This window comes from Mesorhizobium sp. M0701, from assembly GCF_040320365.1.
Taxonomy (GTDB): Bacteria; Pseudomonadota; Alphaproteobacteria; order Rhizobiales; family Rhizobiaceae; genus Mesorhizobium.
Window position 1 is genome coordinate 1 of record NZ_JAMYPO010000056.1, and the last position, 12671, is coordinate 12671.

A 12671-nucleotide genomic window follows, 5' to 3' on the forward strand; every position below is an offset into this window, starting at 1 on the left:
GGACCGCGCGTCGCGTCCAATCGCTGCGCACGGTGCACAAGATCAGCGGCTATCGCTCTTCCGACAAGAATGGCGAGTGGCTCACCATGTCGGACGCGGCCGCCCGGCTTGGAGTCTCGCACGTTAAAATCCGCCGGTTCATAAGGGATGGCCTCTTGCCCGCCGAGCAGGTCATGCGCGGCGCGCCCTACCAGATCCGCGCCAGCGACCTCGAAGACGAACGGATCAAGGCCGATTTGGCGCGCAATACTCCGCGTCGCATCCACGACGACAACCAAGAATCGCTGTTTTCCGCCATTTGAAAAGGAGGTGCATAATGAATCGGTCTTCGCTCTCGGCAGGAAAGCTTGGTTGTTTGCAGGCTCCGATCGCGGTGACGATCGGGCCCCCTTCATGGCGACGCTGATCGACACTGCCAAGCTCAACGACGTCGATCCGCAGGCTTGGCTGGCCGATGTCCTCGCGCGCGTCGCCGACACGTCGATCACACGGCTCGAGGACTCGCTTCCCTGGAATTGGAGCCCTTTGACGATCACAGCAGCTAAAGATGCCTGATCTGGCCCATTGGGCTCACATGCAAACCGGATCGTTGAGGCCGGGAGGTGGATATCGCAACTCCGCTCTTTACACTCTCAAATGCGTGGCCGAGATGCTCGAAGGGGACGAAGACTTTTTGCGCGATTGCTCGATCGAGATGTTCTCGGAAGACGGTTGCCGCACGAATTAAGCGAAACTGTTGTCCTCTTCACCCAAGCCGGCATCGACAACCTTCGGCAAATCATCAAGAGCGCAGGGCTGCCGGTGATGCTCCGCCCAAACCTGCGGCAACTCGAGACCATAGCATCGCGGCCTTGGCCATATGGATACCGCCTGGCTCACCGCGACCCTCGAGCGCATCGCCAATGGCTGGCCAAACAGCGATATCGAGGCGCTCATGCCTTGGAACTACCAAAACGGCATCAGCTCCGCGCTTACCATGACTCGCACGCGGGCAGGCAGTCTCGATACGGACTCTCATGGCAAGCAGGACCACTAGGAGCCTTGCGCGCAAGCTTTGTAGGTCGAGCCGGCCTGCGCGGGCTGTCCGCACAGGATCCCGGCTTCGACGAGGTCCGCAGCCAGGTCCCTACCCTCGGAGGTAAGGCACTGCACGACGACGGCGTCACGGAATTTCGGCCCGATATTGCCGTCGCATGGTGTCCCCGCGCCAACGGGCTTACATGTCAAGGCGAGCCCTTGATAATCCCGGCGCATCGCCTCAGTGACCAGACTGCGCATTGACTGGGATTTGGTAAATGCTACGCCGCACAGCACGATCTTACGGTTGGCGATGCGCAAATCGTCGATCGATTTGACAACAAGCTTGCCATCGAACGGTGTGAGGGCCGGGATTGGTTTCGGCGCCAGCGAGCGCAAATTCGTTCCCTTGTTGATGATGAGGATCAGAAAGCCGCCCGTAAACGCGAGCGCTATCAAGCCGAGTACCGTCGCCATCCTCGTCGACATGTCTCTACTCCCGTCGTGCCCGGCCCACATCTCCTGGCCGTGCGAATTCGACCGTCTGTAGCAGGTCAATAAGCCCGCACCCCCTGCCTATTCACGACAACCAAAGTCGTACGCTTACCTTTGAGGACGATTTGGGCACTGAGTGAGCCGCATTTAATGGGTTGCGTCGTTCGCTCGTTGTCGTTCTGCCAGGGGTTGATCGCCATGACAACACACTCGTTTTCATCTACTAACACCCTACGGATTAAGGATCCACGTGTGTTCCATACTGCATAGGCAGGTTGATCGATTATTAGCCGACCGTGAGCTATTTTCTCCGAGAGTGCAGAAATTCTCTTTAGTGACTGGGCGAAAAGCGCTAGCTGCTCATACGGCTGCCGGGTACCAACTTTCAGCTGAGGCTCCCAGCCCCACAGGACAACGCCCTTGGCCCCGCTGAAGTATGGCACGATTGCCATCGCCTCGACCAGGTAAGGGGGCAGTTCCGTGCCCTTGAGCCGTGGGTTAGCGTCATGAAATCGCAACCATACGTAGGCATAAACCGGCTTGTCGCCCAGGGACCGAGTGCGTAGAAAGTTTTCTTCGACGTTGGCCGCCATGTACAAGACAGAATCTGGCCTGTTATAGAGCACATATATGCTGGCTATGTAAAAATCGACGTAGGGGTCAATATATTTCCAAAGCTGCCAATCCGATCTGTGAGTGCCGTCGATTTGAGCTGCATTCTTGCCGGATCTACCCGAGTAGTCTCGGCGAAACGGTTGTGCCCCGTACAATCCGACGCGGGCATCCGGATAACGCTCCTTCGTCCATTTCAGAGGCAGCCAGAACCATTCCGCCCATTGTCGGAAGTAAGCTTCGTTGAATGCGTCCTTTAGCGATATGCCCGACGCCTGTCGGGTCGCCTGGTTCCCCCAAGCACGTGTCGTATCTTCCTCGAAGGAGAACTCAATGTCGTGGACGTATATCCCCTTTGCCGGCGCCCGTTCGATGTTGCGCCGTATGATACGCTCGAAGAAAGCCGGCCTCTGCCACGGATTGAGGTTCTTTACCCCTACCGCACGGGAGATATTCTCACGTTGCCCACCCGGAAAATCCGAATAGGTGTTCAAGATCGTTACGGGCTTGAAGCCCCTCGCGTAGGCGTTCTTCGAAGCCTCGCCCTTCGAACCGTCTCCGACGTTCCAGAATGCCTCTAGACCACCCGCCATGGAGAATGCAGGAATGCTGCTCCAATCGAAATCCTGAGCGGACTGCGCAACGCTGCTTCTGGTGCAGAAGGCAAAAGATCCAAAAGCTGCAACGATGGCCAAACAGACCAACGCGACCAAGTAGCGTCTATTCTCTGCTCTTTTCACGCACGCCACATCGGTAGGCCTACCTTGTACGAGGCCTTGTTCACTTTGCTCCCGAGCAGATGAGGTTTCGGACACAGAGCCGCACTGAGCCATGCAAGCCAGCCGCTTGCGCTCGGACCGTTTTGGCTCACATCGCCTCCTTAAAGTATTCAACGGTTCGGCGGAGTCCCTCTTTGAGATCTATCTTTGGCTCCCAACCAAGCACGTCCCTAGCCTTGGTTATGTCAGGCCGCCGCTGCCGCGGGTCGTCCTGGGGCAGATCCATCATGACAATCGGAACAGAAGATCCCGTCATTGCTAAAATTCTTTGGGCCAGCTCGCTAATGGTAAATTCCGTGGGATTTCCGATGTTGATGGGCCCGGTAACGGAGGAACTCGTCTCCATAAGCCGTATCAACCCTTCGACCAGATCATCTACATAGCAGAACGAACGAGTTTGACTCCCGTCCCCGTAGATCGTGATGGGGTTACCATTCAGAGCTTGAACTATAAAATTGGAAACCACTCTCCCATCGGCCAAGTGCATTCGCGGACCGTAAGTATTGAATATTCTTGCCACTTTTATCTCAAGATTCAGCTGTCTATGATAGTCGAAAAAGAGCGTCTCAGCGCACCGCTTCCCTTCATCGTAACATGATCGCGGCCCGATGGGATTTACGTGCCCCCAGTATTCTTCTGTTTGGGGGTGAATTGCCGGGTCGCCGTAAACTTCGCTAGTTGACGCCTGGAGTATCTTGCAACGAAGCCGCTTGGCCAAGCCGAGCATATTGATTGCCCCATGCACCGACGTTTTCGTCGTCTGAACCGGATCATGTTGATAGTGAACGGGCGACGCTGGGCAGGCAAGATTGTAAATCTCATCGACCTCCACATAAAGCGGGAGTGTCACGTCATGCCTCAGAAATTCAAATCGCGGGCTGTTATGTAAATGATCGATATTCCTTTTCGTTCCGGTGAACAGATTGTCGACACACAGTACCTCATGCCCCGCGTCAATTAAGCGATCGATAAGGTGCGAACCAACAAACCCCGCGCCGCCAGTAACGAGGATCCGTTTGCGGCTTCCATATATTCTTGTCATTCTCCAGAGTCCCTTGCGTTATGCACAGTTTACCTATTACCTATTCTGTTCAATACTATCTTCAACCATTAAATTTCGTATCATAAAAAAATACCAAGCCTTATAAAATGAATAAGCAAATCCTGCGGATCCATCCAAAAACCCAAGTCGCAAAAGATAGCTGTACAAAAAGTAAAACAACGGATACCACCAGCTTCCCATGTGTCTATATTTGAATTTTTGCCGATCTGTCAAATGCCCTGTATCTTTTGACCAGTCAATGTTGATGTATCGCTTCGCTTCCCATTTGGCGTAGTCCTGGTGCCTGTCAATGAACTTCTCTATTCCACGGAAATCCTGATGATCTATTTTCGATTTTATTTCACCGGCCTGGCCGTTCAGTATGGGATGCTCGTGGACTTCCATGTCAAGGTTGCTCCAACGATCTTCATCAATTCTCTCGTAATATGCAGAGCCAACCCGAAAGAGGGCAAGTTTTCTTTGCGGCACACCAAATCGAAGCGGAACGCCTAGGAAGTAGTTCGTATAATTTAGCCAGAATCCTTCAATTTCAGTACTCCCCAGAACGCTAACCATTTCCTTGCAAAACTCGTCTGAGACAAGCTCATCTGCATCCAGAAATAACACCCATGGTGTTTCAAACTCGTGATTGATAAGCATCCAGTTTCTTTTTTTTGGGTAATTTCCGTTCCACGAGAAATTCACGAGTTCAACGTCATACCCAGACACGATTTCTCTCGTTGAGTCGGTACTTCCCGAATCGACAACGATTATTTTTTCAAACTTATGAAGCTTTGATAAGCATCTTCCAATATTCAATTCTTCATTCTTCACAGGGATGATCACAGTAACAGGAATCACGATGTCACGGTCTTTCAACGACGGCCAACTTTCACTGCAGGGTTTCCGGCTACGATCGAGTTTTCATCCACATCCTTCACCACGACAGCTCTAGCGCCAGCTATAGCACCGGCCCCAATCATCACACCGGGACCGATGAAGGCATCCGCGCAAACCCAAGCCCCCGGCCCGATGACAATCGGGCGTTTTTCCAGGGGCATGACAGGGTCGCGATAGTCATGCGTACCCGCGCATAGGTGAGCTCCTTGCGAGATAGTGACTCGCGCGGCAATCGAGATGGGTCCGAGCGCGTACAGGATGGCCCGGTCGCCGATGGCCGACTGATCGCCGATCGTCAGGTTCCACGGAATGGCAATCCGCACAGTGGGATAGATATGCACCTCGCGGCCAATCCGGGCACCGAACAAGCGAAGGAGGGAACGCCGCCATCCCCAGAGCGGCCGCGGGCTCAAGGCGAACAGCGGATGCGATAGGTCCCAAAGGAGGCGGACCACCAGTTCAGTTCCCGACCACTTCCGGGCAGCGCGATTGCCGGCGACGTCAAGGTGGAATTCGTTTTTCACGTCGGCTTACCCCACTCGCACACAAGGAGGGATATCGCTACCTTCGACAAGCCAATGATAGACCTCGGCCATCTGTGGGGCGATGGTTGCCCAGGCGAAATCGCGCTCCATCCATGCGCGACCCCGCTCGCCCATGGCGTGTCGCTGTTCAGGCGAGATCGACATCGCTTGACGCAAAGCAACGGCAAACGGCTCGACACCGTGATCTACCCACCATCCGCACCCATGCGATTCAAGCCCTGACCAAGGTGCGCCCTTGGTCGAAATTACGGGCGTGCAAACTGCCAGGCTTTCCGCTACAGCCATGCCGAAATTCTCATGCAAGGTCGACAGGGCAAACAGTTCAGCTTCGGCGAGCAGCGCGATCTTCTCGTCGCCGAACACCGGTCCGGAGATTTCGGCGGAGTCGACCTTCAACTGCTGCGCCAATCTCTTCAGTTGATCTGCATAGCCGACCTCGCTGGGCCCGACGATCTTCAGCCGCCATTGCGGAAAGTCGGGCGCTACCAGCGCCCAAGCGCGAACAAGGCTGTCGAGCGCTTTTTTGGGATGGATTCGGCCGAGGGAAAGCACGAAAGGCGCCTCAACACTCGTCAGCCGATGCTGTGCGACCGGCAAGTCAATGCCGTTCGGTATGACCGCGACAGGCTGCCTTAAGCCAAAGGCCCGTATATCTTCATACTCGTGGTCCGAGGTGGCGTGAAAGCAGTTCACATATCGAACGGCAGTACTTTGCGCCAGAGCCCAGAAGACTCGCTTCTTGAGTTTGGAAAAACGCAAAGCATCCTTCCCCAACATACCACGGGGCGAAAGAACCAGTGGGCGCTGATGTTCTCTGGCGACCATGGCTGGATAGACATTCGGCATCATCCATAGGCCGTGAGTGTGAAAGATTTCTGCTCCCGAAGCCGCGAGAGTGCGCCGCATGCCGGCGGAGACGCCAAGCCTCCGCAACGTCTCAAGCTGCGTAAGATCGCGCTTGGAACGTATGTCGCGATAGCTCCCAACATTAAGCGGGCGCGGCTCGCCAAGCGAGCTGAGGTCGACCGCATGCCCCAGCTCTGCAAGCGCTTGGCATAAGCGAGGCACTGAATATGAGGGGCCTGAAGCTTGGGCCTCAATCGAGGATACGGTGTGGGAAATGCGCATGGTTACACCGAACAGCCCCAAGCGCCAGTCCTCGTCCGGACGCAACGGTATTCATTATGACAGTTGCAATTGGGAGCGTTCATCTACGGCACATTGTCCCTTGTTTCCCAGGTGTGGAAATCGGTCGCTCTGGTTTGCCGAACGGCACACGATCGTATCCAGATACTGGGCACCAGCAGTCGCCCGGAACCAGCGCACCAAGTGCTAGGCTGTGAAGTACCGGCATTTCGCCATTGTGTCCTCAAGTAACGGGCCAAGGCATCAACGTCGCCAGTTGGAAACATCCGTCCAACCGCTGGCCCGCAGCCTCGTTCTGTAGCAGCTGACCCTTAACACTAATCCTCCCACCTCAAGAAACACGACACCGCATCTCCGCGGTCTTGGCTTACATTTCGCTGTTCAACTTGTCGATAAATTGAGCAACAGCATTGGCGAAGGGCTCTGGTCCGAACTTGGTGGCCACCGATCGAGACGTGCTTTCGGCCTCCTGCCAACGGATCGTATCCCACGAAGCGATGGAGTGTAGGGCATCAGCGATGGCATTCACATCACCGGGACGAAACAAGATCGAGTTGCTTTTCGTTGCAAGGTCTGCTGCTGCGCCAACCACCTGTGACAAGGCAAGAGCACATCCACTAAGAACAGCTTCATGGGCCACCAACCCCCAGGGTTCAGACAGGGATGGAAGAACCAGACAGCGTGCATTTCGAAACACGTCAGCAAGTTGGGCTGGCTGGAGAAAATCAGACACCTCAATCAGTGGATGATGAGGCAACTGGTCTCGCAATGGTCCGGCCCCACAGATCTGGAGAGACCAATCTGACCGGTCGGCAGCGAAGTGCACAAACGCCTGCGCGAGGGCGACAACATACTTTACCTGCACCAATCTTCCGACGAACAAAAAACGCTTAGGGCGAGAGTGCAGAGGTGGGCCCCCGTTGAACAATGTCGGATCGGCGCCGTACAGTCCCTCGAACACAGTGCTTGACCGATACCCCATACGCTGAGCGTATATCGTTCCCGAAGTGCCCGGCACAAACACTCCATCGAAGTGCCGCCTCAAAAAAGCGCGATGTCGTATCGGGTCAACCAAATGTTGCCGCAGCGTTCCTTGCCAATTCGAATCACTTTGCAACACCACCTTTCCACCATCCGACCGGCAACGAAGACCTAGCGAGTTGAAGGCGGCCCGGTGATATCCGCCTTGGAAAAACAAGTCAGGCGGACGCATGCCGAGACGGTTCCAGTCTGCATTGGCGTCTCGACCATCAACCCAGTGCACAGCTTGGCCAAGAGAACGCTCCATACCGGCAATTGGCACAACCGGCCGGGTCCCAATCACTTTTACGCGCCCAGGATGTCGATCAATCACGGCGCGAATGCATCGAGCCGCATAGTCCGGAAGACCCGACCACGCGAACGCAATAGACTCAATACGACGTGACGTCATGGCTAGCCGATCTACTACTTTCGCATTCATCGTTGGCGCCCAACACGAAGTCGGCCCGCATCAGCAAATTGTCGATACCTCGCGTATAACAATTTCTTTGACCCGCCAACAAGCGAGCCAGCGCCAGCAACATACAAATACACCATCATCGTGTGAGTCGAAAAAACACCTAGAAAAACCGCCTCAAAGACACTTAAAACAAGAATCATTGTAACAGCTGATATATGAAGGTCAACGTATTCTTGATCTATATATGGAAGCGTTCTCAATTTGTTAATCCGAAAAACATAGCTAATTGCAGAAAAAAGAAACACGAGGAGAAGCACCAACGCTATCACTCCTCCGCTGTATGCTGCAGACACCCAAGAGCTAACTGTAAAATAATATTTAGGAGGGTCGCCAGTTGGTTCGATGCCAACCAAAGGGTTTTGAAGAAAATCATTCCATCCGGAGATCCAGTACTCGGATCGAGTATCGGTGCGCCCTTCGAGAAAACGTGACCGAAGCAGGCCCGATATCGATTCATAGAACGAGGCATAGGCTACCGGCAGCGCCAGAGCACCTACAATCATCACGTAAACGATGCGACGCCGATCCAGAAAATACCGGCATGCCATAATAATACATATCGACGTCGCTATGAATCCAAGGCGCGATCCCGATTCATACTCGATAAAAAGCACACAGGACGACATAATACCTGCGGATACGCCAATAATACTTCTTACTCCGTAATGTACAAGACAATACAGCAGAGCTGGCGCGCACAAGGCGCATGACATTGCCAAGTGCTGTGGGTTAGCCGTTATGCCGAAAAACCGGCCACTTGCTTGGACAGTGGAGCTGCTCGGGAAATAAACAAACGCATAAACGTTGGTAAATATGAAAAGTACAGAAAACACATATAAAATCTGCACGACATGCGAGACGTGGTTCTGCTGGTCAAACTCTTCCTTCTCGTATCCAGAAGCACATACTACGAAGACAAGCATCTGAATGAGAATTGCAAACGACCCTTGGAAAAATATCTCATAGTTTCCATATAGCATCAATTTGAAAAGAATGAACACATTCACCGCGGCGATGTACATGGATGCATTGCGCCAATCCATGCGATTGAGCCCGCTGCCAAACGTCAAGGTGACCACAACTGCCAGCAACATAGTGCCAAACGACAAAGTGCGGCCCAACGAGAAAAGAGCTTCAAGCGGAGCATTCATAGGAGGGTACAGTTGACCCTCGAAGTCTTGTGCCTTCGCAAAAGCCGCAAACCAGAGCGCGGCGCCAGAAGTCGCAACAACAACCAACCTCGCTGGTCGGAAAGATCGGGTGGGCCTATCACCTACCATCATAATCCAAATTCCGAATACATGGCTACTGCAATTGATGTATACTTCATCACTAAGGTGCGTGATCTCCATCGGTAAGATAGCGGCTTGGCAGCATTCAAGTCTTTCCTGCCAAACCAGCACTCACTACTTCGATAAAATCTCGACGCCACTCCCCAATCTCGACCGCGCCAGGACCTCTCAGGTCGGTGGTAGTTGGCCTCCCTGCGATCAAAACCTGCGCCAACTGTTCCGTGGCCCCATATCTTACCTGAAAAGAGGGGATTCCGGACTCCGACGCTAACCGGGAAACTATTGCGCCCTCCCGAATGATAGGGACCGAGCCTAGCTGCACGGCGCGACCAAAAATGCCGGAGGCCTGATCATACCTCGGATCATAGCATGCCCAAATCAACTCTGAGGCACCTATCAAGCTCAGGAGTTCAGCATCAGAAAGAAGCCTGTCAACTACGATCGATCCTGCATCGGACAGTCTTTTCAACAGGCTGCGAGTGTGAGCGTTTGCTGAGCCCGCCACCACAATCTGAGTATGTTCCTTGATTTCAGGAAACTGCTCCAGAGTGTCGGCCAGGAACTCCAAGCCCTTGCCCGCGTTCAGAACTCCCGTCGCAGTGCACAAGCGCTTCCGACCTGCCATTGAGCGAACATGGGCAGATAGGCTGGTCTCCTTCGGCCATAGGACGGACATACCGTCGTGCAGGTCCCAGTACTGTGGGTCGTGCACACCGGCACTGGCCACCTGAGCGTACCTATCCACTACGTTGAACGGCGTTATGGTTACAACAGTGAGGCCCGGAAGGTGTCGCAAAGCTCTGAAAAGCAGCCATTTCATTCGATATTTAGCTTTTCCGGGCAAGAAACATTGCTCGGGCCGCAGAAACAACGCGACCGTATTCTTCCCAAGTAGGCTTCTTGCCAGCGAAAAAAAGACGAATGAAAATATGTGCTCGTCGAGCGTAGCGAACAGTAGCTCGCTACATGCCAGTAGTTTATAAGCCATCTTGGTGTCAATGCGGCCAAAAGCCTTTTGCATTCCGAAGATCTCGCCCAGCGTAACCAAGTATGATCCTTTGTGACCGCCACAGGTCTTTACATATACTACTCTGTTGACGATTTGCAAAAAGCCCAGCTCCGATTTAATAGCAAAAATACAGTCTCAGTGAAGGCGCGGCTCAAATACGCGGCGCACAACTTAGACTACGAAGTGTGCCTCGCCATGGACACCGCGCGCGATGTTACCTTTGGAAAAATGGGAAAGAAATTTGATACCAAAGCGTTCCGCCCACAGCCGCAATATCTCCTGCTCCCCAAGGCGATGGATATCATCGAGAAACACCACGTAATCTTGGGCGAGACGTGCCTGTAGAGCCGGAAGTGCGGGATAGCGCGCCAATTCATATCCTGCCTTGTAGGCGGGCGGGCCATCGACGACGACACAATCAACCGACAGATCCTGCACAGCCGTTGTGACGATCGCTTGGTCGTACCATTGCAGACCGTTCTTACTCAAAGTGCAGGGTCGAAGAGGCGCATGAATGACTGAGACGAACTCAGACAGGTTCAAGGCTGCGAGGCGGTTGTGAACGAAGGTTGCCCATTCTAGGTCGCTCTCGAAGCTGACGATCCGGCCGCCAAGCCCCGACAGGATTTGGGCAATGTAGATGGTGGAAACACCGCTTCCGAATTCGACGACTGTCATGCGAGAATTGATTTCAATTTCGTTGAGCACGACCTGCAGGGCTGAAGGAAGCAAGGAGGCGTCGGACCACGGCAAGTATGGTAGGTTCAGCCGGGATAACTCTACCGCAGCACGCGTATCGTTGGAACGTTGCGCAAAGCGGTTCCACTTTGTCGCGATCCTGTTAAACACCGTCATGCGCTCATAACTCCGCCTTGGTTTGCAACTGAATATCGCCGCTAAGGACGCCCGCCGCCGGGGCGGCGATATAGGGCAGTTGGTCTTGCCACTAGAACTGCCCGGTCAGGCATAGGCGCTTCGTCTTACATAGTTCAAAAACTGTTTGGGAGCGCGCCATGGCATCAAGGCGGAGCGCGACATCATTACGAAAACCGGCCTCGTGCGGACCGGGAAGAACAATGAAAGGTAGGAGGCCGTCGCATATGACACGAACGTCGCGAGCGCGGCACCAAGACTCCCATAATGTGGAATGAGAAGAAAATTAAGCGCCACGTTCGTAAGCGCACCAAGGCCTTCCGTTATCAGGAAGAATGTGGCGCCACCTTTTATGATCGTCCATCGCGTGAACGCGATCCGCATGAAATAGAAAGGTGCAGACAGGACATGGACCAGCAGCACCGGGATTGATGCCTCGTACTGAGCTCCAAAAAAAAGCCGGATAATGGGCCCGCCAAGCAAGAACATCGTCGCGACCAGGCCAAGCCCAGCGAGCCACAAGACATCAAAAACCGTCTGGAGCCGCCTGTCAAACAAGTCTTGATCGCTTTTCGCGAACTCAATCAGCTTGGGGAACACACTCGCGACCAACGCGGCCGGCACAAAGTATGCTGCCTCGGAAAGGGCCGCTGCCACCGCATAGGTGCCAACCTCTGCTGGCCCGGCCAGCCAGCGAAGCATGATCATGTCGATCTTCAGGTAAATGAGCGCAAAGATGGACCCAAGGAAAAGCAGCCAGCTCTCGGCCAGCAGGGTCTTGGCCAGCGTCGGTGAGAACCGCAATGCCGATAAAGGCGGACCTTTCTGGCGCCTGTAAAAGCGGAGCGAGAGCGTGGCCGCTATCAAAACTTGGACCACGTTTGCCGCGGCGAACGCCACCACTCCAGCCCCTGCCCAAACAAGTCCGAGTTTTCCCAAGCTGACCAGTAGCGTGGATATGCTGGACGAAATAGCACTGTACCGGGCCTGAACACGCGAGTGGAACCAGAGTCCGAGGAACGCGGACAGCGCCGCCAAGGGTATGAAAGCAGCGGCCCAAAACAACAATACACGCTCTGTCGAATGCATGCTGACAAATACCGCATAAATGACCAAACCTGTGGCTCCGAGCAAATGCCCGGCGAACTTCAGAACGAATACTGTGCCGAGTACGCGCGGCACGTCGTCGGGGCGGTTGACGATTTCTCGAATAACCAGCCCATCGAGCCCAAGTTGCCCGGCAACCGCAAACAGGAGTGCCAAAGAGAACGCGTAAGAAAGCAATCCAAAATCGCTCGGCCCGAGATAGCGCGCCACCGCGGCTACCACAAACAGCCCCATCAGACTCGTTAGCAGCCTTTCAGAAATCAACCACAGGGAGTTTGAAACATACCTCCAATATCGTCCGACGAGACCTGCAAATTTTCGAACCAAGATAAAGCCCTTACGCACCAGCAGAA

The 12671-nt window shown here is 54.1% G+C and carries 12 protein-coding genes and 2 pseudogenes; 3 read left to right on the top strand and 11 right to left on the bottom strand.

Going from position 1 to position 12671, the window contains the following annotated elements; all coding sequences use genetic code 11:
* The 3 genes and pseudogenes from NKI24_RS31825 to NKI24_RS31835 form a co-directional block, all read left to right on the top strand.
* Nucleotides 1–302, top strand: a 302-nt coding sequence (locus NKI24_RS31825; protein ID WP_352750331.1) for a helix-turn-helix domain-containing protein, incomplete at its 5' end; no start/stop codon positions are given.
* A gap of 28 nt (nt 303–330) precedes the next feature.
* Nucleotides 331–555, top strand: a pseudogene (locus NKI24_RS31830) (transposase domain-containing protein); the annotation flags it as partial.
* Nucleotides 556–868: 313 nt separating this feature from the next.
* Nucleotides 869–949, top strand: a pseudogene (locus NKI24_RS31835) (transposase domain-containing protein); the annotation flags it as partial.
* Nucleotides 950–1032: 83 nt separating this feature from the next.
* Here the strand turns inward: NKI24_RS31835 and NKI24_RS31840 are convergent.
* The 11 genes from NKI24_RS31840 to NKI24_RS31890 all read right to left on the bottom strand — a co-directional run bounded on the left by NKI24_RS31840 (nt 1033) and on the right by NKI24_RS31890 (nt 12663).
* Nucleotides 1033–1494, bottom strand: coding sequence for a hypothetical protein (locus tag NKI24_RS31840; protein ID WP_352750332.1), 462 nt, complete (start codon nt 1492–1494; stop codon nt 1033–1035).
* A gap of 77 nt (nt 1495–1571) precedes the next feature.
* Nucleotides 1572–2837: a hypothetical protein gene (locus NKI24_RS31845; protein WP_352750333.1), complete on the bottom strand. Its 1266-nt coding sequence runs from the start codon at nt 2835–2837 to the stop codon at nt 1572–1574.
* A gap of 154 nt (nt 2838–2991) precedes the next feature.
* Nucleotides 2992–3945: a UDP-glucuronic acid decarboxylase family protein gene (locus tag NKI24_RS31850; RefSeq protein WP_352750334.1), complete on the bottom strand. Its 954-nt coding sequence runs from the start codon at nt 3943–3945 to the stop codon at nt 2992–2994.
* Nucleotides 3946–3981: 36 nt separating this feature from the next.
* On the bottom strand, nt 3982–4824 hold the full coding sequence (locus NKI24_RS31855) for a glycosyltransferase family 2 protein (RefSeq protein ID WP_352750335.1): 843 nt from the start codon (nt 4822–4824) through the stop codon (nt 3982–3984).
* Nucleotides 4821–5369 carry an LbetaH domain-containing protein gene (locus NKI24_RS31860; RefSeq protein WP_352750336.1) on the bottom strand — a complete coding sequence of 183 codons (549 nt, stop codon included), beginning with the start codon at nt 5367–5369 and terminating at the stop codon, nt 4821–4823. The genes NKI24_RS31855 and NKI24_RS31860 overlap by 4 nt, the downstream gene beginning before the upstream one ends.
* 6 nt (nt 5370–5375) lie before the next feature.
* Nucleotides 5376–6518, bottom strand: coding sequence for a glycosyltransferase (locus NKI24_RS31865; protein ID WP_352750360.1), 1143 nt, complete (start codon nt 6516–6518; stop codon nt 5376–5378).
* A 385-nt stretch (nt 6519–6903) separates the two neighbouring features.
* The gene (locus NKI24_RS31870; RefSeq protein ID WP_352750337.1) at nt 6904–7998 is read right to left on the bottom strand and encodes a glycosyltransferase; all 1095 of its coding nucleotides are present in this window, start codon (nt 7996–7998) and stop codon (nt 6904–6906) included.
* Nucleotides 7995–9320: an O-antigen ligase family protein gene (locus NKI24_RS31875; RefSeq protein WP_352750338.1), complete on the bottom strand. Its 1326-nt coding sequence runs from the start codon at nt 9318–9320 to the stop codon at nt 7995–7997. Before NKI24_RS31875 ends, NKI24_RS31870 begins: the two co-directional genes overlap by 4 nt.
* Nucleotides 9321–9414: 94 nt before the next feature.
* On the bottom strand, nt 9415–10437 hold the full coding sequence (locus NKI24_RS31880) for a hypothetical protein (protein ID WP_352750339.1): 1023 nt from the start codon (nt 10435–10437) through the stop codon (nt 9415–9417).
* A 72-nt stretch (nt 10438–10509) separates the two neighbouring features.
* Nucleotides 10510–11193, bottom strand: coding sequence for a class I SAM-dependent methyltransferase (locus NKI24_RS31885; RefSeq protein WP_352750340.1), 684 nt, complete (start codon nt 11191–11193; stop codon nt 10510–10512).
* Nucleotides 11194–11298: 105 nt separating this feature from the next.
* A complete protein-coding gene (locus NKI24_RS31890) occupies nt 11299–12663 on the bottom strand; it encodes a flippase (protein WP_352750341.1) in 1365 nt (454 codons plus the stop codon).
* Nucleotides 12664–12671: the final 8 nt, after the last annotated feature.